Source organism: Marvinbryantia sp. (assembly GCF_047017445.1).
GTDB lineage: Bacteria > Bacillota > Clostridia > Lachnospirales > Lachnospiraceae > Marvinbryantia.
This window is the reverse complement of sequence record NZ_JBKXTT010000021.1, coordinates 36469-59761: the sequence shown is the minus strand read 5'-3', so window position 1 is coordinate 59761 and position 23293 is coordinate 36469. Positions and strand designations below refer to the sequence as shown.

The window sequence follows — 23293 nt, the reverse complement described above, 5'->3', positions numbered from 1 at the left end:
GATACAGGGAGCGTGAGAGGCTGGCAGCAGTGGCAGCCTTAGTACTGCGCTGCCTAAAAGTGAAAATACACAATAAAACAGGCTGCGTATTGTGCAAAATGGCAAAACGATAAAAACATGAAAAAATGTCGATTTTAATGTTGACATTTTTATTCCGGGAGGAGCAGGCATTTCTTTCTTCCCTGCCGCTTTTGTCTTTGGACAAGAAAATTTACGCACAGTCGAAACGGAATGTGCTGACTTCCGGTGTGGCGGCCTGCTATCCGTTCACTTCTTATGAAATGTCGGATAAGGACGGCATTATGATGGGCGTCAACAAGGCGAACAATTCTTTGGTGATCGTTGATATTTTCAACACGCAGATTTACAAAAACGCCAATATCGCGATCCTGGGAACCTCCGGGGCAGGAAAAACCTTTACGATGCAGCTGATGGCGCTTCGGATGCGGAGAAAGAACATCCAGGTGTTTATCATCGCCCCGGACAAGGGGCATGAGTTTGCAAGGGCATGCAGTAATATCGGCGGTGCTTTTATCCAGATTTCCCCGGCGTCCCCAAATTGTATCAACGTGATGGAGATCCGTCCGGCTGATACGGCGACCAGTGAACTTTTGGATGGCTATATTGCGGAGCGGTCGGCGCTTGCCACAAAAATACAGAGCCTTCACATTTTTTTCAGTTTGTTAATTCCGGATATGACCCACGAGGAAAAGCAGCTCTTAGATGAGGCGTTGGTGATTACCTATCAGGAGAAGGGGATTACCCATGACAACCAGAGCCTGGAAGATGCGGACCGTCCGGGGCATTACCGCAGGATGCCAATCCTGGGGGATCTGTATGAGGTACTTTTGCGGAAGGCAGAGTGCCGGAGGATGGCGAATATCTTAAATCGTCTGGTACATGGTTCGGCGTCCAGTTTCAACCAGCAGACAAACGTGGATCTGGAGAATAAATATGTGGTCCTTGATATTTCGGAACTATCCGGGGATCTTCTGCTGGGGATGTTCGTGGCACTGGATTTTGTCTGGACAAAAGCGAAAGAAGACAGAACGGCAGAAAAAGCGATCTACGTAGATGAAGCATGGAAACTGCTGGCATCCAACGAACTGGCGGGAGAATACCTGCTGGAAATCTTCAAGGTAATCCGTGCTTATGGTGGGGCTGCGGTCTGTGCCACGCAGGATCTGGCGGATTTCTTCTCTCTAAAAGGCGGCAAGCTGGGAAGAGGTATTTTAAATAACTCGAAAACGAAGATCATCCTGAACATGGAAAACGCAGAGGCAGAGCATATCCGGGAGGAACTGGATCTGTCAGAGGCGGAAATGACCTCTATCATCCATTTTGAGCGCGGCAATGGACTGATCTCCACCAACAACAATAACCTGGTGGTGGAATTTAAGGCGAGCCAGCTGGAAAAGGATCTGATCACGACCGACCGGAGGGATCTGCAGGAATTAAAGAGCAGAACCCAGAGATACGGGGAGGACGCATACGGAAAAAGGAGATGAGGACGCAATCTATGCGTCCCAAAGGACGTTTTGTAGGACGCATACAGGGCGCATAAACGGGAAAGAGGCAGATTATCTCCCGTATGCGTCCTTTTATACGCAATCAAGACGCATAAAAGGCGTCAAATAAAAACAGAAAGGATGCAAAAACGATGGAAAATAAACAGAGAGCCGTAGAACGTGAAGTAAAGGAGCTTATCCAGAAGTACAACGTGCTGTATAAGAGCCAGGTTTATGAATACTTTGCAAAAGACGGCAGGGAGCAGTTTGTGGGGCGGGCTTTAAAAACGCTGGAAAAGGAGCGGGATCTCTATATCAACCAGGAACTGAAAATGGTGGCGATCGGGGAGGAGGCATACGGAGCGCGGGAATACGGGACACTGCAAAGCATGTGGGCGCTGCTTGGCATCATGGACCAGAAAAAGGTGGAGCAGCATTTCCTGGCATCAAAAGAGGAATATCCGGTGCGCATTGTTTTTGTGGGGGACGGGGAGATTTACGATATTCTGTATGTTTCCAGCGCAGATGTGAACCTTACGAACAATCTGTTTGCGAGAAAACGGATCGAGGGCTGCGGGCATATCGTGGTGGTGGAAACCCCGGAGGATATACCGGAAATCCGGATTCCGGATGTGATAGGTTTTTGCACGGTAAAGGAGGATGGAAAAGTCGAATATTACCGCAAGGATGAGTGAGCGGGATGTGCTGGGCAGGCTGAAGATCCAACTGGACGATGCCCAGAAAACTGCGGCAGGAGTGGAGCAGCATCTGGCGGAGGCAAGAAGTATCCTGCTGGCGTACACCAGAAAAAATACGAACCTGCAGTATACCAATTTCTGCGAGATGGTGCTGGAGGCGTCAAAAAAGTCCGAAAAACTGACAGAAAAGCTGCGGAGGCTGACACTGGAAGTTGTGCTGGATACCAGACAATATGAGGATTACAAGTCCGATCTTGTGCTGATCCACGGGATAGAACTTTCCAATCTGGGCGGGGTACTGGAAGTTTCCATGCCGGTCCTTGTACCCCACCGGAAAGAAAGTTATACGGATTATCTGTATAAGCCGCTTTATACCGCATGCCAGCACTGGTGCGTCAAACAGGCGGAAGCGGGGCTTGAGGTCCCGGAATATACAAAGTGCATGGTCTGTTTTGTCCATATCTATGACGAAGGGCTGCCACTTGGGAGAGTGCGGGATCACGACAATTACGAGGAGAAGCACGTTCTGGATGTGCTGTCCCATTTTTTCTTAAAATCAGACAGCGGACTATATGCGGATACCTGCCATATGACAAGGCTGGGACGGGAAGATAAGACGCTTCTTTACGTTATGGATTCCGCTTGTTTCCCGGAGTGGATTGCCCGTTATCGGGATGTTTGCGGTATCGAAAAAGAAGCGCTTTTTTAGGATGGAAATTCGATAGTGTGAGAATGCCTTCAAACAGCGTAAAAACGGTGATCTGGAAAAGAAACAGGAGATGTGGGCTACCCAGGTATGCAACGGACAGGGTACAGAACACTCTGGAAGAAAGGGGTGGATACATGAAGAAACAGGATGAGCTGCTGCGTATGATTGCCGTATGCGGAGAACTGCCGTCCTATCTGGCAGGACCGGTAGTTGGTTCCGATTCTTATGCGGCGGCATTGATCACCCGGTTAAAACAGGAGGGCTATCTTTCCGTCAGGAGCAGGGACGGTTATAAGGGGTATGTGCTGAGGGAAAAGGGCAGGCGGTATCTGCTGGAAAGGTATGAAGGCGATACTGCATTTTTTCTTAGGGGCTCGGCACAGACCATGCATGTGAAAAGTGAGGCAAACAAGCGTGTACGGCTATACCGGATGAGCGAGGTTTGGGTTTTCCTTTGGAAAGCGGGAGTTTGTATCTTCCAGAGCCAGAAGCCTTCATGGGAAGACGGTTTTGGAAAGAACGGAGTGGAAACAGCGGTATATTACGGAAGCGGGGAATACAAAGGCGATTCTGAGGCAATCAAAGGGTCAAGAGCCTGCGGGGTACTGCTGGCCGGGAAATCTGCCTATGTAGTCTATAATACCATGGAGCAGCGGATGAAATGGGCAAAGAAGATGGAACGCTCCATGCGTACATGGACGGAGAAGGCGCTTTTGAAAAGAGGCAGCCTTTGGATGGCAGATGCGCTTATTTTCGGTAAAAATATGGGATTCCTTTTGGAACTGTTAGAAAGCGATGGAGGGATCCGGAAAACATTATTTCAGGTGGATGATGTGTATGAACGCTATTATTATGTCCCCATGCGGGAGGAAGCAGAGCTTCAGATGTGGCTCCTTTCGGATGAAGCAAAGAAAAAACAACTGTACGGGTTTTTGTGCGGGGTACTTTCACGCAGGAGGGAGAAGGAGCATGAGATCTGTGACGGGTATGATAACGAGGAAAATCCGGTCTATTTCTGTCATGAACTGGAACTGCGCCGCCTGCTTAGGATCAGGCAGGAGTCCGCCTGGCATCCGTGCGGTATTGTGGTGTGCCTGGATTACCAGGAGGAGGCGCTCCGTGCTTATTTTGGGGCGCAGGTGAAGATTCAGGCAGTCATAGCAAAGAAAGCGGCGGAATATTTGCGGCAGGACGGGTAGTGGGACGTCTAAAAGACGCCGCAGGAAGAAACGGCTGGCATGGGGAATATGTTTGAAACCGGGAACCCGGCGGTAGACCGGATGAGCCGTTTGCAGATCACCGGGAATGTAGTCCCGGTGGCATGGTTTAAAACCATACGAAAAGAAACTGGAAAACCCAATTTAACCGCAATCATGATTCTTGCGGATATTGTATACTGGTACCGTCCGGTGGAGGTGCGCGACGAGGTGACCGGGCAGCTTATCGGTCTGAAAAAGCGCTTCAGCGCAGACCTTCTGCAGAGAAATTACCAGCAGATGGCGGATCAGTTCGGCCTGACAAAGCGGGATGCGACGAATGCGGTGGTGGAACTGGAAAAGCTGGGAGTGATTCGGCGTGTCTTTCGCACGATCGAAAGAGGCGGGCACCTTGTCTCAAATGTCTTGTTTCTGGATCTGGATGTGGATGTCCTGGAGCGGCTGACTTACCCGGAAGAATACGAAAATAGGGATATGGGGGAAGTGCGCCCGGGGTGTCCCCGATTTGAGGGAGAGCTGTCCCCAAAATCGGGGAGAGGTATCACCGAAAACGGGGAGAGGGTCCCACCGAAAATGGAGGGAGGTGTCCCCGAAATCGGGGAGACAAATACAGAGAATAACTACAGAGATTACCACAGAGATTACCCTATCCCATCCTTCCGGACGGTGGAGGAGCGAATCCGGGAGCAGATCGACTATGAGGCTTTAAAATTTGACCATCCATTTGACGAACGGATTGATGAGATATTCGGGATCATCTGCGAAGTGCTGGCCTCAACGGCGCAGGAAATCCGGGTGAACCGGGAAAATAAGCCGGCTGCGGTGGTGAAAAGCCAGTTCGCAAAGCTGGGAAAAGGGCATGTAGAATATGTGCTGCGCTGTATGGACGAGAACCAGACGAAAGCAAGGAATGTGCGGGCGGTGCTGATCACGGCGCTTTATAATTCCGTCCACACCATCAGCAGCTACTACGGGAATCTGTATCAGTACCATCAGGCGCAGGAATTTGCGGAAGGAAAGGAGGAATGGGAAAGCGGACAGGAGTAAGAAGATAAAAATGCTGGCATTTGCAGTTGGAATGCTGATTCTGGCATTTTATGTGGGCGGTTTTTTAGCGGCGCTCTTTCTGGAATCGGAGATCGGCCTAAATCCGGTGTCCTGCGTGAAACGCGGCCTTACCACATCTGCGGGGCTGAAATGTTCGGTGTTTGCCATCGTTTTATTTGCGGTGACGGCGGTGTTGATCATGCTTCGGGGAAAAGGAAACGGAGAACAGGATGAACGCAATTTCGAGATTTCCGACCAGGGAACTTATGGAACGGCGGGATTTATGAAACAGGCGGAGCAGCAGGGGATATTAAAGGCGGATGAAGATACCAGGGATGTGAAAGGGATTATTTTTGGGAAGGACCTTGAGAGCGGGAAAATTTTAAGCCTGCCGGTAGATTCCAGACTGAACCGGAATATTGCGGTATGCGGCTCCCAGGGTTCCATGAAATCCCGCGCTTTTGCAAGGGTCATGGCACTGCAGTGTGTAAGGCGGGGCGAAAGCATGTACATCACGGATCCGAAGTCGGAACTGTACGAGGATTTATGTGCGTACCTAAAGGATGAGGGGTATACGGTAAAGCAGTTGAACCTGATCCAGCTTATCCACTCAGATGCATGGAACTGCCTGGCGGAGATCGACGAAGGGGAACTGATCGACGTGTTTTGCGACGTTGTGATCCGCAATACCACCGATAAATTTGACCATTTTTATGATAACGTTGAAATGGATCTTCTCAAGGCGCTCTGCCTGTATGTATATGAGGAGTATCCTCCGGAGCAGAAAACCTTTCCGGAAGCGTATAAGCTTCTGTTAAATAAAAGTGTGGAGGCGCTGGATGTTATTTTTGAGCGGCTGCCCGGCAGCCATCCGGCGAAGGGACCGTATCAGCTTTTCGCGAAAGCGGAAAAGGTGAAAGGAAATGCGGTACTTGGACTTGGCACGAGGCTCCAGATTCTGCAAAACAAGCTGGTGCAGCAGATCACCAGCCACACGGATATTGACCTGACATTGCCGGGAAGGGAAAAATGTGCGTACTTTTGCATTACCTCCGACCAGGATTCTACCTATGATATGCTGGCAACGCTGTTTACTTCTTTTTTGAGCATTAAGCTGGTACGGTTTGCGGACCGGACAGAGGAGCGCCGGCTTCCGATCCCGATGAATTTTATACTCGACGAATTTCCCAATATCGGCGTGGTACCGGATTTTAAAAAGAAGCTGGCAACGGCCAGGTCAAGAAACATTGGAATGAGCATCCTGTTTCAGAACATCCCGCAGCTTCAGAACCGGTATCCGGACAACCAGTGGGAGGAAATTCTTGGAGGCTGTGATTTCTCCATATTCTTAGGATGCAACGACATGACGACGGCTTCCTATTTCAGCGACCGGACGGGGGAGGTTACGGTGTCGGTGTCTTCTATAAGAAAGAATTACTATACCATCCGGGCAACCGATTATGTGCCAGAGTATACAGAGTCTACTTCCGTGGGGAAACGCCAGCTGCTCCTGCCGGATGAAGTATTGCGGTATCCGCTGGATCGGGGGCTTTTGATCATCCGTGGGCAGAAGGTGCTGCGATTTAGGAAAATGGACTACACAGAACACGCGGATGCGCAGAAGCTTCGGATGGAAAAAGTGGAAACACATATCCCGGACTGGTATGTGAAATGGGAACAGGAAAAGCAGCAGTTTTCGGTGGAACAAAAGGAAACGGAAGAGACGCCGGAGCAGATGGAATGGGAAAAGCGGGAGATATTGGAAGCAGATGCGGAAGTTCCCAAAAAAGAGAGACGAAAAGGACAAAAGGAAAAGGGAAGCAGGAAGATTACAAAGGTGGAGGATTTGTTTTCCAGGCAGGAAGGAGGAGATAGGGCTGAAAAAACCGACACTTGATATACGGAATAATTCCCTGGTACGGTACAGCTTTAAGCGCATACTGGAACGGGAATTTGATATTTTTCTTCGGGATGAGGATATTATAAAGCTGGAACTGGCAAAAGACTGTATTGAGATTTATGAGACAGAACAGGAATTTTTTGAGACGACCGGATGGGCCAGAGACAATCCGGAGTATGCCAGCCTTTCGTATCTTATGGAGGAACGGATCTGCCGTATCGTAAATGGAGAAATCTGGTATTTTTCCGGAATCCGGTTCTCGGACGGGATCAAAAAAATGATGGGATCAAATTGCGAAGAGATTGCGACGGTATTGCGCCCGGAGTGGCATTGACATCCGATTTGAACCATTATAAAATGGTAGTCGTAAAAAGAAGGCACAAAACGAACGGCTTTTTTCGGAAAGCTGTTTTTTTGTGCCTTTTATTATGAAAAAAGACTGGAGGGATCATATGGAAGAAACGAAAAAAGCATCCGGTGCTTTTGCGCCGGAAAAAGAAGTGCCCAGGGCGGCGCTTGACGGAGTGCTGACCATTGACGTGGATTCGCGTGTGGAAAGCATGGAAGAACAGGAGGACGCCAGATGGCACCAGCTTCTGAACGCACACCGTACCAGAAAAATCCTGACCGGTGAGTTGGGCGGCGTGGAAAAGCTGGAGAGCGGCTGGGTGGTGGCAGTTACTTATTTCAACGGGTTCCGTATCATCATTCCGATGAACGAGATGATGATCAATCTAAACGGCGATGGGCGGGAAAATGCAGACACCTTAAACCGTCAGACCAGGATTGCCAACAATATGCTGGGCTGTGAGATTGATTTTATCATCAAGGACCTGGATACCAAGACAAAGAGCGTGGTAGCGTCCAGAAAGGACGCCATGCTGAAAAAACGCCAGATGTTTTATTTCGCGGATGAAGATGGAACACAGCCGATGCTGTATCCGGGACGTATGGTACAGGCGCGGGTGATCGCTGTGGCGGCAAAAGCAGTGAGGCTGGAAGTATTTGGGGTAGAAGTATCCGTGCGTGCCAGGGATATGGCATGGGAATGGATGGTGGATGCCGCAGAAAAGTTCCAGATCGGGGATCTGGTGCTTGTGACGGTCAACGAGGTCAGGGCAAAGTCCCCGGACGAGATTTCCGTTTCTGTGGATGCCAAGAGTGCTACGGCGAACATCAATAAGGACAATTTAAAGAAATGCCACAGGCAGGGAAAATATGTGGGAACCATCACAGATGTGTATAAGGGTACCTATTTTATCCGGCTGGATATTGGCGTTAATGCAGTCGCCCACTCCTGCAATATGCCAAGCCTTCCGGGCAAACGGGATAAGATCGGATTTGTCGTTACCAGGATCAACGACAATTATGAAGTGGCGGAGGGAATCATCACCCGTCTGATCAAACGCGGCGCATAAAACAAAAATTTATAAATTTTTTTCCGAAATACTGTTGTCACAGAAAAACCGGATTGTGTAAGCTCGGAGGTAAGCGGAGGAAAGAAAGGGGGATTTTGATGGCAAAAAGGAAAAAGGAACGGCAGAAGCCGGTTATCTGTCCGTACTGTGGGCGAACCGCGGTGCTCCGCCCGGCCGCTTATGTGTATGGGAAAGATAATCTGGATCCGGAAGGGTACCTGTATGTGTGCAGCGGCTATCCGGCCTGTGACGCTTATGTGGGAGTGCATAAAAAGAGCATGCGTCCGAAAGGAACACTGGCAGACGGAGAACTGCGGAATAAACGGATCAAAGCGCATCATGCGCTGGATGCTTTGTGGAAGGAAGGGTATATGACAAGACATGGTGCGTATATCTGGCTGCAGTACCGGCTGAATCTCAGGGAGAGGGATATGCACATCGGAATGTTTTCAACTTATCTGTGTGGGGAAACCATACGGGAATGTACGGAATTTATGGAAAAACAGCAGGAATGTGGGAAAGGGGGAAAGAACATTGGAACCGGACAACAGATTACGGCGTAGAAAGGATGGAATGGATTGCGGCTAAGGGCAACGGAGGATGATGTTTACAGACTGATGGACCTTCGGGAACAGTATGATATTGCGGCGGCTTTTTTCAGCGTCATGGAAGGGAGTTGTTTGTACCTTCTGTTTTATCAGATACGCTGCTGGGATATTGCTTATCTGTGCGGTGTGCTCGCTTTGACCGTTGTTTTGCTGCTTGGGCAGATCATAAAGATTGGCAGACGGATCATGGAGGCGGAAAACTGTTACATGGAGCTTACCGGGGACAGCCTGGCGGTCTGCCAGCCGGAGAAAAACGGGCATTATGAGTCCTGCCGTATTTTTTATGATGAGATCGACAAGATTGTGGAAGGCAGCCGGAGAGGCATCCCGGAGTTTTATGTCGTACTGAAGGAGACAAAGGGAGAGCCGGAGAGCTTTATTCTTCTGGATGAAAAGGAGCAGAAACGCCGCATTTTCTGTGTCCGCTCTTTTGGGTTTGATCATAAGAAATTTATTGAGTTTTACCGTCAGCTTCGGTGGAACGTGCCTGGAAGTGTACGGATCATCGGGACAAAGCATCAGGCGGTCTGGAACATGAGAAAAGCCCATGCCGGCATCTGCGTGGCAGCCGGTATGGCGCTTGGTTACGTGATCCCTAAAATTATAGAGGTTTTGGAACTGTTTTAGGAGGAATGCTTATGAAGTGGTATACAGCGATCGGAGTAAAGAAAAGCGGCATGGATGGAAGGTTCTGTGTGGCGGTTATGAAAGAGGAAAAAGTTCTGACCGGAATGGAAATCGAGATATGGAGCGCCATGCTGTGGGCTTTCTGCGAGGAGCAGGATGTCATGGGAAGAGTGATGGGACTTCTTCGGATTGCCTTTGGGGAAGAGGAAGCACAGAAGGTAAAGGAGGCAGAGTTCCGGTACTGCCTGCGCAGACTGGAGACAAGAGGACTGATCGCCGCAGGGGAAGGAGAAACAGCGGAAGAGGCTGTGGAAGGACTGATGCGGCGGGTGACGATGGTGCGCGCCCAGTATCCCCTTAGAGAACGGCTGGCTGTCTTTTGGAACAGTCTTTCGATGGGAAAAGGGCTTCGTTTTTCCCTGCGGGCGTTGAAAAAGCACCGACTTACGCCTGCGGAAGAGAGCCTGCTGAAGCGGCTGGATGCGGACGGGCGGATTGACAGCCACCTGAAGCTTCTGGAGGACCATGCAAAGCAGGTGGCGGAGCTGGTTGTGGTTGAAGATACCGGATTTGAGCGGAGCGTGCAGCAGGATTTTATCGCAGATGTGATTGCATTGTATGGAAGAAAGCAGCTTTTGATTGAGAGCATCCGGAAGGAGGAGATTTTTGAAGAAATGGAGGAGGCAGTCCTATAGACGAAAGCTGCCGGGATACATCCGTGAAAAAATAAAGTCATGCCAGGATTTGCCTGGGGTATTTAAGGACAGGGTACTGAGATTGGGTATCCTGTCTTTTCTTATCCTTTTATTTGGCATATTTATGGGAAACCGGATGGAGAGCTTAAGATATGTGCTTTGGTCTGTAATTATAAGCATGATCGTATTGATACAGGCGCTTCGGGTATTGCAGGCGGGCCTTTTAGGAAACTATGAAGTGGTGGAGGGCACGGTTCTTGAGATTTACGGAAAACTTCCGTTGGGGAAGTTTTATAAGGTTAAGATCCGGTCACCGGATGGAGGGGAGACGACACTTCTGCTGGAGAAAAGTGTTCCTGTGGAAAAGGGCGTCCGATACCGGTTTTACTTTAATTGCAGAAAGGAGGCGTTGTCGGGAATCGAGACCGTGGATGCAGCATGGAACCTCGGTTCTTTTTATGGGTTCGAGCAAGTAGAAAAAGGGAGGTGAGGCAGGAGAGCTTTGTGTAAATAAATGGAAAAGGAGATGAAACACTTCTATGTCGGGGTTTATTTGAATGACAGAAAAAAATGATGAAAAAAATAGCGAAAACAATGATCGGAATACTGATCCTGGCGGTCGGGATTTCTATTTTCCTTTACCCGGATTACCGGGAATGGAAAAACCAGAGGGAAGTCAGCCGGATCGCCAAAGAGTTTCAAAAAGAGGATGAATCAGAAGACGCCGGGCAGGGACCGGAAAGAAAAGAAAGTCCGGACGAAGAGAGTAAAGCTTCCGTTAAGGAGGATACGGAAGAAACAGAGAGCCGCTTTGGATCGCCGGAATTATTGGCGGCGCTGCAGGAATATAATCTTCGATTGTCCACCGAAGGACAGGATATTACGGATGCCTGGAATTTCCGGCAGATACCGGATGCTATCACGGCCTTAAACGGTGGCTCTGAGAACATCGGATACATCGAGATACCGGATATTTCCCTGTCGCTTCCGCTTTATATTGGCGCAACAGAAGAAAATATGGGAAATGGCGCGGTCGTCTTAACGGAGACAAGCATGCCGCTTGGAGGGGAAAATACGAACTGTGTGATCGCAGCTCACCGGGGATGGGGCGGAAGCCCGTATTTTCGGGATATTGACCAACTGAAAATCGGCTCCGAAATCCATATCCATAATCCATGGGAAGAACTGGTTTATCAGGTTACCGGCACAGAGATCATTCCTGCTTCCGAGTGTGAGATTTTAAACATCTGGCCGGGGAAGGATATGGTGACGTTGTTTTCCTGTTATCCGTATATGTCGCCCGGAACAAAGTACCGGCTGGTGATCTACTGTGAGCGCAGCAAAAAAGAAGAGACAAAGGAAGAAACATCCGAAACGCAGACGCAAAAAGGAACGGAAATAAAGGAACTTGCCGAGCGGGAACTGGCGGAAAAAGGGATCATTATGGAAGGAAATTTTTCAGAAACGATTTCCCGGAAGGAAGACCTGCTCAGAATCCTTCTTCCCGGAGCCTGTATATTACTCACGCTTCTGTTCCTTTTGTTCCGCAGGAAAAGGAAATAATGTATTCCAAAACAAAAAAGAATTGTCCTGAAAGGAGTTTAGACCTATATGAGAAAATTTATGATGCGTTTAAGCGCAATGATGCTTTCCGCTGCATGCGCGGTATCCTGTGTGATGCCGGTGCTGGCGGCACCAAATGATATTATTGATACGGCAAGAAGCGCGTCTGTCACAATCCATAAATATGACATGACAGCAGCTACGGAGGATGGCATCGACATATACCAGTATACTGCAAATGGGAAAAAGGATGCCGCGGCGGAGTCCACGTTAAAGGATTATGTGATCGAAGGGGTGGAATTTACTTATACGAAGGTTGGCGATATTCATACAGAAAGCGTGAATGGAAACGTAAAGATCCTGTATGATATTCCGCCGGCTCTGGAAACAGCCTTAAGCCTTGCGGATGCACGGGGCGACCACAAACATACCTCCGATGAGCTGAATAAATCTCTGTCCGATACCCTTACCAATAATACGGCAGGGAAGAACACGTTGGAGAACTACATTGTATCAGCGAACGGTTCTACGCGTATGCCGCTTACAAAAGCAGATGGGACGCCTTCCGCAACCGGGCTTTCGGTAGGGCTTTACCTGTTCGTGGAAACAAAGGTTCCGGCAAACGTCCATACAACGGTGGATCCATTTTTTGTTTCTTTGCCCATGACAGATAACGAAGGGGACGACTGGTTTTATGATGTGGATGTATATCCGAAGAACCAGACAAACATCCCGGATCTGGATAAGCTGGTACGCCAGCATGACGATGCGGCGCTGTATGACAAACCCGAATATGCGGATATTGCGACAGGTTCGGAAGGGGATGTGATGGATTATATCTTTGTCAGTCATCTGCCGAAGATCACATCGGAAGCTACTTACCTGACACAGTATACGTTTGTGGATAAGCTGGATAAAGGGCTTACTTACAATAAAGACGCGGCGGTTTACTTCTATAATAATGAAGCGGACGCCAGGGCAAACAATACGGCGAATGCCATTAAGACATGGGCGCACGGAAGCAGCGCTTTTGAAGAAACCTACTCAGGGAGCAACAGCGATTATAACCAGATGACGGTTGCCCCGACAAAAGAAGGCTTAAAGGAAATTGACCCGACACTCTCCCAGTGCTGGCTTGTCGTTTCCTATTCCGCAACAGTGAACTCCGATGCAACGCCGGTCCTTGGGGATGCGGGAAATACCAATGACGTCACCCTTACCTGGAAGCGGACAAGTATGGACTATATGGATACGCTGGAGGACCGCTGCCGTGTTTATACCTTCGGATTAAATATTAAAAAGGAATTTACGGATTCCAAAACAAAGGGCGACCCCACAAAGGTTCAGTTCGTCTTAAAGAATGAGACGGACGGGCACTATATCGTTGCAAAGAAAGCAGAAGACGGCCTTTATTATGTGACGGATGCCTCCAAAGGAGCAAAAGAAGAGGAAGGTACGGTATTTAGCCCGGACAGCAGCGGAAAGCTGATCATTAATGGGCTTGAGGCCAATACCTATGTCCTGACAGAAATTCATACGTCTGCGGGCTATGCACTTTTGAAAGAGCCGATCACCATTGACATTCAGTGTACGGTCGATGATTTCACACCTTCACAGACTACGCTCTATGATGTCAAGGACATCACAGGAAACGAACATAAGAAGATGATCGAGGCTGCCGGTGAGCGTGCAAGCGCTACCGTGGATGGAAAGAACACTGCCATGAGCGTGGATGCGGTAAAAAATGTGAACTCGACAAATGCCCGCGTAGATATGACGGTTGTGAATACCTCTACATTTGAGCTGCCGCAGACAGGCGGATATGGCACCATCTTCTTTACACTTGCAGGATGCGCGGTTGCATTTGCCGGCGTAGTCTTGCTCGTGAAAAAATCTAAGAAAGAGGCATGATCTTTATGAGAAAACAGGGCATCGCAAAAATTATGCTGGTGCTCCTGCTTTTTCTGGTTTCCTCTGCACTGATCCTGTATCCATTCCTTGCAAACTATGTGTTTGAACACCGGACGGATTCCCTGGTTCAGGCTGTGGAGGAAACCGCGGAAGAGATCGATGATTCCAAGCGGCAGTCACAGCTTGAACTGGCAAGACAATATAATGAGATTATTGCGAGTGGACATATCCAGCTTAAAGACCCGTTTATCGGGGAGGCAGGGGATAGCTCCGCGGACAATTACAATTCTCTTTTATGCATGACAGAGGATGGCGTGATGGGATTTATTAAAATCCCGGCAATCAAAGTGTCCCTGCCGATCTATCATGGAACATCTGAGCAGACACTGCAAGCAGGAGCAGGGCATCTGCAGGGGACATCCCTTCCCATAGGCGGTCCCAGTACGCACAGTGTGATTACAGGGCATACGGGACTGAGCAACGCGAAATTGTTTACAGACCTTGTGGAACTGGAAAAGGGGGATCGTTTTATTTTAAGCATCTATGGGGAAACGCTGGTTTATGAGGTAGACCAGATCAAAACGGTACTGCCCTCTGAACTGGACGAGCTTTCTATTACGCCGGGGGAAGATTACTGTACGCTTGTCACCTGTACGCCTTATGGAGTCAATACTCACCGGCTTCTGGTACGGGGACGGCGGACCACAGATACGGAAGATGCCGGCAAGGAAGAGGGGTTCCAGGCAAAAGCGGTGGAATCCAAATGGATGCAGGAATACAGAAGGGATGTGTTAATCAGTTTAGCGCTGTTTGTGGCAGGGCTTGCCCTGCTTACTGGAATCAGGGTGATCCGTAAATATCGAACATAAAGGGGGAATATCCAAATGAAGTTTCATGTCAAGAAGATTACTTCCGTTACGCTTCTGGCTTCCATGATGCTGTCGGTAGTTTCACCGTCCGCTTTATCCGTCATGGCCTATGAAAACGAAACAGGGATGAGCGAGATGGCGGTCGTGGAAACAGACGTAGCGACAGAAGCTATGATGGCGGCGGAGCCGGAAAGCCAGACGGCAAAGGAGAAAGAGACAGCAGAAAGCGCCGCGCAGTCGGAGGAGGTGACGGAACAGGAAAAAGAGACAGCGGCCGTAAGGGAACAGCAGACGGAGTCTGAGCAGGAAGAAACGGTAACTGCGGAAGAAACGCGGGTACCGGAAACAAAACCGGACGAAACAAATGAGAGCAGGCAGACAGAAGAGGAAACCGTGGGGCATACAGAGGCGGAGCAGATCTCAGAAAGCGGATCCGATCGTACAGAGGAAAGCAGAGCGGCAGAACCGGCGAAGGTGGAACTTGCGCTGGAGATTTTGAATCCTACACAGGAGTGTCCGGATCCAAAACAGGCAGGACTTTCACAGAAACTGAAGGTATCCGCGGTTAATCCTACGGAAGATACTGAAAAGCTGCGGCTGTATTTCTGGGATTACAACGGAGAGGAAACAGACGGCAGGAACATATCGGATAAAGTGCTGACAGAAGCCTGTGAGGATGTGGAATTTCCTTCCGCCAATGAGAACAGCTGCCTGCCGATTGCGCTGGCAGGGGAAAACGGCGAGGAAGCATATGGGGAATTTTGCCTGCGGGAGGAGATGGAGGCGGGGCAGCTTACCGCCAGATACCTTGAAACGGATCTTCCTGCGGGGTACGGATTCTCGGAGACAATCATGGTGGCGAATGATCTGGCGGAGGCCATTGCAGTAAGCGCCGCTTTTTACCCGAAAGAGACAGATGAGGAATCTGAAAAGTGCGTTGTCACATGGAATGAGGCAGCAGGGGAAGAAACGGAGGATGCAAAGGAACCGGAAGCAGCCGCAGAGCAGACAGAGGAGGTCCCACAAGAATCCGGTGTGTCGGAAATAATCGGTACAGAGGGAGCAACAGAAGCGGAAACGGATACAGACGAAGAGCTTTCTTCTGAAAAAGAAACAGAAGAAAAGGAAACGCAGGAGGAAGAACGTTCTATAACCATTCCGGAAGGTCTGAATGCGGAAGATTTTGCTTCCAGAAGACTTCTCGTTATGGTAAAAGATGGAAAGAAGATACGGGAAAATGATTCGGTAATCGGCAGTTACGATGACATCTACCTGCTTGAATATGAAACGGTGGAAATGTGCATAGCAGCATATCTGTATTATAAGGATGCTGCCGATGCGGTAGAACCGGACGCGGTGATGGAGATTGCTTCCGATACACCGGCCGGCGAAACCGAAGAGGATACGATAAACAAAGAGGATAATCTGGTAACAGCGCTCTCCAATACGGAGGGCGCTTCTTTTCCGGCAGATGGGAAGACAAGGGTGATCGCACTTCTGGATACGGGCGCCTCCGCATCAGAAAATGTGGTGGACCGGGTATCCTTAATTGACGACGCACTGGAAGGGCATTCCCACGGCAATGATATGGTGTCCGCGATCACAGGGCAAAATCCGGATGCACAGATCCTGTCGGTAAGGGTCATGGGAAATGACGGGCGTGGCACCGTCTCCGCGATTGTCGCAGGCATGGAATATGCGATGGAACATGGCGCAGCCATTATCAATTTGTCTCTGGCATCGAAAAAAAACGTGGTGAATGCGGTACTGGAAGCGGAAATACAAAAGGCGGTATCTATGGGGATTCTGGTAGTCGGAGCCGCGGGAAATAATGGGGCAGATGTAATGGATTACATGCCCGGCTGCGTGGAGGCGGCATATATCATTGGAGCCTGCAACGAGAACGGCGTCCGCCTTCTTTCGTCAAACTATGGCGCAACGGTGGACTATAACACGGTCGCCGGTACAACATCAGAAGCCGCAGCAAAATTCAGCGGCTGTGTCTCAAAAGCCGGAATTGACGGGATCAAAGTAAACGAAGGCGTGGTGTATGCGACTGACTATGTGGCCGCAGAAACGGAGGGGGAAGAAACAGAAGAGACGGAAACCGAAGATGACAGTTTGACAGACGAGGAACTGACAGATATGGCCGGCAGTGAAGAAGATGGAACGTATCCGGGAAAAGGAGCTTCTATTTCACAGACCTATAAAATCTGGACCAGGGATACCGGGCTTGATTTTGCCGCTTACAATCCGTATCAGGAGGATGAAAACGTATCAGCGACCTGCGTCAGCGAGATTCCGGCATATACCGGGGCTGCAGGGGAAAAGGTTTTGGTGGAATACCGCTGTTCCCTTAAAAATGAGGAAAATTACAGCTGGAACCTGTATGTGACGTTTGAATTTACGGAGGACAGAAGCCTTGCAACCGAAGGCTCCTATATGCTGGAGCAGCTGATGCCGTCCGCGGTGAACCAGGAGAGGAATGCGGGGTATGGCGGCATTGTTCCGGAGTATATGGGGGAAACCGTGGCAGGAAGAGCGTTTACGGTTTTAAAAGATGACGCGGATTTTGATGTATACGGCCTGTTGATTGATTACAATCCGGAAACCTTTAAAGTAAACAACCTGGCGGACGATGGAGGGTTTGACATCACCAGACCGGGAACCTATACCGTGACTTATGAAATGTCCTATTTCCTTTATCCGGAGTATACCTGGTTTGTAGCCAATACCGTGAAGGTGGTGGAAAAGGAAAGCCTGGAGCATGGGATTTACCTGACCTCATCGGAATCCACCCTCATGTTCCGAAAGGATGCGGACAGCCATTACAGCGGTTACGGAGATCTGGTAAAAGTAGGATCTTCCGATGAAATTTTTACCATTACCTGCATTGACCCGGAGTACGAGGTGGAGTTCGCTTCTTCTTCCGAAAGTGTCACAGCGGCTGTCTGCAGCCTGATGGATAATCCGGATGGCACAAAGAAATTAGCAGTTTCTGTCCCGGAAGAACTTAAAGAGGCGGTGATCCTGTCCATGTACCGGCCGGGATACCAGGCGGCAAAGTTTTTTACAGGCGGCGGCTGGGCAGACGGTGAGGAATATAATTTGGAGGAGGCTGCGGTAGACCAGCTCTCAGACACCGACATGGAGCATCTGGAGGATACCGTTCTTGGAAAAGTGGATGAAGACGACGAGGAATATATGGAGATCGCGGCATCCTGGACGACTGTGGAAAGCAAAAACATCAGCGGGCGCGTGACGACCGGGGCAGCCAATACGACAAACCATTCCTGGGTATCCGGGAGCGTGGGCGGCTGTAATACCGGTACCGCCCGGATTTCTGAAAAACGGGACGCGATAGACGAATGGATCACGGGAAAAGGATACGATATGGATACCAAGGACCTGACCAATTTCTCTATCAGCTGTTCCAGCGGACATGATTATCTGGCGCTCTGGCCAAACAGTTCCTATACCGCGACATTTAAATGCTATATCCAGAAAAAGGGAGACGATTACCGGTTAAAGATCACCTGCAGCCTGCATCCGGGAAGCGACAGCCATGGAAATTACCAGAGTTTCTATGGCTCCAAAACGTACTCTTCCCTGACAAATGGGGCAAGATTAAGAGTTTATAAACGATTTTCTTACCCGGAATTTATGGACATCAATCCGAACAGATATGGTTATCTGAAGACAACCTTTGCAATCTATCCGGCATCCGCTTATAACACAACGACCAAAGTACTTGATACGACGGTGGATCCGGAAGGAACGATCGTCTTAAATGACAAAGAGGACGACACGGTTTACGGGGATTCGGATATTCTGGACCCCGGAACGTATTATGTTGTGGAGACCAGACGTATCACAGGCTGTACACAGAATACAGATATTTACGGCCCGGTGGTTATTACGGAGTCTGACAGCGGCGTGGTGAAACTCCATGAGAAGGTGAACAATGCGGACTATGCTTCTATGGAGTCGAACAACTGGATCTATAACTACCCGATGTATTTTAATGGAAAGATCCTGACGAAAACGGATGATTCCGGACTGCCGGTAGAGGGCGCAATCTATAAGGTCGAGTACAGCATTGAAAAAACGGCGGAGGAATTTTCGCCGGTAAAGACATGGTATTTTAAAACCGATGCAAATGGGGTATTGTCTTATGATTACGCGCATTATGTATCGTCCTTTACTTATAACGGCAAGACCTACAAAAGCGATGCGATCATTGATAATCAGAAGAAGACAGCGGCCATACTGCCGTTTGGTTTTCTGCGTATGAAGGAGATCATGCCGCCCTCGGATATTTACGACCTTGATTCGAATACCTACATGATTGAGTTGGTGGCGCAGAAGGATGCTGCCGGGGCATATACGATCCGAAAGCTTGCTGTAAAGGGAAATATCCCTACCTCCATCGACAAACTGCGCTACTGGAAATTGACTGTTGAAAAGGCGTCAAAGGCAGCCCCGGAGGTACTGGAACTGAATCCTTACAGCCTCGCAGGCGCTACTTTCGGCGTGTTTTCAGATGAAGCCTGTACAAAGCGTGTACAGCTTTATTCGGATGAAAAGTTAAGCGTTAAGGTGGCAGATAATGCCTTTCGGACAGACGATCAGGGAAAGACACCGACTTATTATCTGAAGGCAGGCTCCGGGACCGCGACCTATTATGTCAAGGAGCTGACCGCCCCTGCCGGGCACCAGCTTGCTGAAAAACCGGTATCCGTAACGGTTACCATGCCGAATGACGCATTGAAAACCAAAACTGCTTCCTTTACCAAAGGCATCAGCGAGCCATACGATTTTATGGAACTGGATGCCCTGGTGGAAAAACTCTCCATGCATGGGAACCCGATACAGGGAGTTGTGTTCAAAGTCTGCTATTATGACGATTCCTCCGCAAATGCGGGGCAGCTGAAGAAAACCTGGTATCTGCAGTCCGATAAGCAGGGAAAAGTCTATATGGATGAGCAGCATCTGTATAAAGGAGATGCGTCCATGAAGAGTGATCCTTTCTATATTGATCCGGCTTCCAAAGCGGTGATCTTACCCATTGGCGGTTATGTGACGCTGCAGGAGGTAAAGGCGCCTGCACAGTACCAGATCGATGATACGGTGCATGGGTTTACCACGAAAAAGCAGAAGGTGGAAATGCAAAAACTGTACAATGACCCGCATCCCGGAAAGATCCGTCTGAAAAAATACGACAAAACCGGGGCAACGCCGCTTCAAGGCGTCCAGTTTGAACTAAAATTCGTAAAAGCGGCAGAGACCGATACCCTGCAGGCAGCAAAATACAACAGGCTTTTAAAAGAAGGGGAAACAACTGTCCTGACAACGGATAAAAACGGAGAGATCGTTTTTGAGAATCTGGATCATGGAATGTATGAGATTACAGAGGTGAAAACCGTACCCGGACAGACCCTGTTAAAAGATAAGATCACCGTGGAGCTGCCGATCACCATGACAAAAGAGGAAGCGGAAGCATACGGGAACGTGGATTTTGAAAGCGCAAAAGAAGACTTAGGCTATACAAACAAATGGTTCTTCTATGAGTGCTTATATGAGATTACCAATGAGCCTCAGTTCACCCTGCCCCAGACAGGCGGATTTGGGGGCTGGAAGTATGGCTTTATCGGGATTGCGGTTCTGTTTCTGACAGGCGGAGCACTCGTATTTGGAAAAAAACGGAAAAAGCTGACGGCATAGACGCGGGAAACAGGATTCGGAGTCATTTGCCGTGTAGGCGAAGCAGAATGCTTTTCATAAGGAGGTAAGGATGGAAAAAATCAGGGATCCCTGCGGATCTGCAAAAATACCTGTAATGGCAGGAATAATACAAAATACGGAAAATCATTTTTGAAAAAATATAAGAGAACAGAGAGGAGATCATAATCATGGAAAAAAGAGCAACCGGTACAGTGAAATGGTTCAGCGCAAGAAGAGGCTATGGGTTTATTACAGATGAAGAGGGCGTAGATTATTTTGCCCACTTCTCGGAAATTCAGCAGGAGGGGTTTAAAAAACTCTCCGACGGGCAGAAGGTGTCATTTGAAATCGGGGATGATGGAAACGGGCGCAGCCTGGCGAAAAACATTGTGCCGCTGAGTGATGCGGAAGCGCCGGAAGAGTAGGTGCGAAGCGGCATGGCTGGGGATAAAGGAAGGGGCGTTCCTTCCTGTCCCCAGATGTTGTATGCTTGAGAAAAGAAAACACAATATATAGAATAAATGTATTTGACAAGTACAAGATGTTGTGGTACTCTTAAGATGAATTAAAACTTTACCTCCCCAAAAGGGAAGGGATTTTAATTTTGTTCCAGACATTCTGGAAGTTCCCTGCAGGACGCCGGAAGGCGGCAGGGATACCCGAAAGGGCGTATTTTGGGGCGCTGGCCCGGAAAAAGCAAAGAAAACATAGACGCATAGAAAGATGCAAAAAGAGTAGATTCTTTTTGTGTCTTTTTTTGTGCGCAAAAACCGTCATGCGGCTGTCGTGCGGCGACGCAAAGCTAGTCCTTTAGGACACGAACAGACATTTGACGGTCAAGTACAGCGAGTGATTTGTCACGAGCTGTGCGCAAAAAAGAAAGGAGGAACGAGGCGGCAAGAGGCCGCAAATGGAAACGGCAGAAAGAACAAAAGGAGGATTTTTATGGTAACGGTAGAATGGGAAAATGCAAATGAACTGGAACTGGAAATGCTGCTGGAAATGGCGGCAGATGGATACAGCTTCTGCGTTGGCGATGGAAAGATCCAGAGTGTTGGAGTTGCGTTAGGCATGACGTCCTAAGTATCCGGGAAGGGAGGACGCATGTACTATAAAGATGATTTTGAACAGGAATTTCAGGATGAACAGAAATTCCACGAGTATCTGGACGAAGTCGAAAAACGGGCAAAATGGATACGCGTGCCATGCCAGAGCATGGAAGTGCTGACGGCGGCGCAAAATGAAGCGGCGTGTACGCCTGTGAAGGATGTGGACATGAAAGCGCTGCTGAATGACACCAAGGAGCATACGGCACTTTTGCTGAAACTGCCGGAGGGCGTATACCAGCTTGGAACGACAGCGATCAAAACCTTAAAAGGGCGGGCAAGGGTAGACGGAAACGCGCTTTCGGACGTGGATCGAAGCGTCCTGGCGGATATTCTGAACGAATGCCTGAAAGTATCGAAGGGAAAAGCGCTGGTACGCTTTGGAGAAGGCAAGGTACGGGCAGTCCTTTCCGGAGATGAAAAGGATTATTCGATCCTCTCCATGCCGGAGCTTTACATGGTATCCTCTGCTTACATCAACGGGGATTATGAAAAGGTGGATTTCCGTTTGGGTTATGTGGACCATTCCAGGGCAGTGGCCGTATGGGAGATGGAGGACGAAAAGCTGTCAAAAGCCTATCAGGAGCTGCTGGAACAGTATGGAAAACAGGCCAGTGAGAAGTTAAGCGCGGCGGTACGCATCACCACTTCCGATGTGGGATCTTCCGGCGCAAATATCTTTTACTCGGTAAAAGGCGCGGGCCGGACGGTAGTCCTTGGAGAAGCGTTAAGGCTGAAGCATAAGGAGTGCAAAACAATCAAGCACTTTGAACGCAATATAGAATCCATTTTTGAGTATTACAAGGAAACGCTCCGGGATGTGATGCGTCTTTGCAGGATCCATATCAGCTATCCGGTCAACACGATGGCCGGCATTATGAGTAAGGCTGGATTTGGGAAAAAGCTGACGGCAGAAACGGTGGAAAGCTACAAGGCGGCAGCGGGGGATGATCCATGCAGCGCCTATGAAGTATACTGCGGTATCTGTGAGGCGCTTTCTATCGCCAGGCAGGCGAAAGAGACAGAAAGCGGGCTGCTTCGAATGGAAGAGAAAATCGCAAAGTGTATCTCCATGCGCTGGCATGATTATGACATTCCGGGAGATGTAAAATATTAAAAACTGGAAAAGCAGGTTTTGGCAAGGAGGATGAAGTATGACGAACGTTACGGACGGGGAGGCTGTTGCGCGGCTTCTCGTAGATGAATACTTAAATAATTTCAAGACGAAGCACCCGGTATTTATGGAAACGATGGCAGGACAGGAACCGAAAGTCCGGGAAAACTGTACTTATCTTGGATACGCGTGGCTGGAAGGACTGTCGGAAGTGAGCTGTTATGATTTTCGGAATGAATCATCGAAGCTGCTTGCCGATGACATCTGTATGCATGTGAAGCAGAAGCCAGTGCTTCATCAGATCCCGTATTCCGGCGCTACAGAGATGGAAGCCGATTACGGAAGCGACGAACAGATGGCGATGCTTTTGGCGCTCTATCTGTTGGCGGACAGCAAAGATAAGTATCGGGGGTTTATCCGCTATGCGCTTCGCACACAGCGGACCCTGCAGCAGAACCTGACACGCTTCTTTGTGGAGTGGTTTGACAGGGAGAAAGAGCAGTCGCCATTTTTGGAGACGGCTGGAAGGATATGTTCCGAGCATCCGCTCCCGTATATTTAAGGTCGGCTAAAGGAGGA

General features: G+C 49.2%; 18 protein-coding genes and 1 pseudogene. All 19 read left to right on the top strand.

Translation table 11 applies throughout. The features are described from left to right. Positions 1-149: 149 nt before the first annotated feature. A pseudogene (locus tag ACLU9Q_RS18085) lies at positions 150-1508 on the top strand (VirB4 family type IV secretion system protein); the annotation flags it as partial. Between the two features lie 152 nt (positions 1509-1660). Next, positions 1661-2203: a DUF5697 family protein gene (locus tag ACLU9Q_RS18080; protein ID WP_412625761.1), complete on the top strand. Its 543-nt coding sequence runs from the start codon at positions 1661-1663 to the stop codon at positions 2201-2203. Continuing rightward, complete coding sequence (locus ACLU9Q_RS18075; RefSeq protein ID WP_412625759.1) at positions 2169-2915, top strand: DUF6100 family protein; 747 nt, start codon at positions 2169-2171, stop codon at positions 2913-2915. Before ACLU9Q_RS18080 ends, ACLU9Q_RS18075 begins: the two co-directional genes overlap by 35 nt. 134 nt (positions 2916-3049) lie before the next feature. Further along, positions 3050-4114: a hypothetical protein gene (locus ACLU9Q_RS18070; protein ID WP_412625758.1), complete on the top strand. Its 1065-nt coding sequence runs from the start codon at positions 3050-3052 to the stop codon at positions 4112-4114. 39 nt (positions 4115-4153) lie between these two features. Then, on the top strand, positions 4154-5179 hold the full coding sequence (locus ACLU9Q_RS18065) for a DUF6017 domain-containing protein (RefSeq protein ID WP_412625757.1): 1026 nt from the start codon (positions 4154-4156) through the stop codon (positions 5177-5179). A 10-nt stretch (positions 5180-5189) separates the two neighbouring features. Further along, a complete protein-coding gene (locus tag ACLU9Q_RS18060; protein WP_412625756.1) occupies positions 5190-7076 on the top strand; it encodes a VirD4-like conjugal transfer protein, CD1115 family in 1887 nt (628 codons plus the stop codon). A 455-nt stretch (positions 7077-7531) separates the two neighbouring features. Beyond that, positions 7532-8497 (top strand): RNA-binding protein, encoded by a 966-nt coding sequence (locus ACLU9Q_RS18055; protein WP_412625754.1) that lies wholly within the window; start codon positions 7532-7534, stop codon positions 8495-8497. Between the two features lie 98 nt (positions 8498-8595). Then, a complete protein-coding gene (locus ACLU9Q_RS18050) occupies positions 8596-9060 on the top strand; it encodes a zinc-finger-containing protein (protein WP_412625752.1) in 465 nt (154 codons plus the stop codon). A gap of 15 nt (positions 9061-9075) precedes the next feature. Then, complete coding sequence (locus ACLU9Q_RS18045; RefSeq protein ID WP_412625750.1) at positions 9076-9732, top strand: hypothetical protein; 657 nt, start codon at positions 9076-9078, stop codon at positions 9730-9732. Between the two features lie 11 nt (positions 9733-9743). Beyond that, positions 9744-10427, top strand: a complete 684-nt coding sequence (locus ACLU9Q_RS18040) for a hypothetical protein (protein WP_412625748.1) — start codon at positions 9744-9746, stop codon at positions 10425-10427. Positions 10428-10563: 136 nt separating this feature from the next. Further along, positions 10564-10917 (top strand): hypothetical protein, encoded by a 354-nt coding sequence (locus ACLU9Q_RS18035; RefSeq protein ID WP_412625746.1) that lies wholly within the window; start codon positions 10564-10566, stop codon positions 10915-10917. Positions 10918-10997: 80 nt separating this feature from the next. After that, on the top strand, positions 10998-11990 hold the full coding sequence (locus tag ACLU9Q_RS18030) for a sortase (RefSeq protein ID WP_412625745.1): 993 nt from the start codon (positions 10998-11000) through the stop codon (positions 11988-11990). Positions 11991-12038: 48 nt separating this feature from the next. Beyond that, the gene (locus ACLU9Q_RS18025; protein WP_412625744.1) at positions 12039-13901 is read left to right on the top strand and encodes a SpaH/EbpB family LPXTG-anchored major pilin; all 1863 of its coding nucleotides are present in this window, start codon (positions 12039-12041) and stop codon (positions 13899-13901) included. A 5-nt stretch (positions 13902-13906) separates the two neighbouring features. Further along, positions 13907-14770 carry a class C sortase gene (locus tag ACLU9Q_RS18020; protein ID WP_412625742.1) on the top strand — a complete coding sequence of 288 codons (864 nt, stop codon included), beginning with the start codon at positions 13907-13909 and terminating at the stop codon, positions 14768-14770. A gap of 15 nt (positions 14771-14785) precedes the next feature. Then, positions 14786-20494, top strand: coding sequence for a SpaA isopeptide-forming pilin-related protein (locus ACLU9Q_RS18015; protein ID WP_412625740.1), 5709 nt, complete (start codon positions 14786-14788; stop codon positions 20492-20494). 188 nt (positions 20495-20682) lie between these two features. Next, positions 20683-20919, top strand: coding sequence for a cold-shock protein (locus tag ACLU9Q_RS18010; protein ID WP_412625739.1), 237 nt, complete (start codon positions 20683-20685; stop codon positions 20917-20919). Positions 20920-21439: 520 nt separating this feature from the next. After that, entirely contained in the window at positions 21440-21577 is a 138-nt protein-coding gene (locus tag ACLU9Q_RS18005) for a hypothetical protein (RefSeq protein WP_412625738.1), read from the top strand. Positions 21578-21598: 21 nt separating this feature from the next. Next, positions 21599-22717, top strand: a complete 1119-nt coding sequence (locus ACLU9Q_RS18000) for a hypothetical protein (RefSeq protein WP_412625737.1) — start codon at positions 21599-21601, stop codon at positions 22715-22717. A gap of 37 nt (positions 22718-22754) precedes the next feature. Beyond that, positions 22755-23276, top strand: a complete 522-nt coding sequence (locus ACLU9Q_RS17995) for a hypothetical protein (protein ID WP_412625736.1) — start codon at positions 22755-22757, stop codon at positions 23274-23276. The last annotated feature ends 17 nt before the right edge of the window (positions 23277-23293 follow it).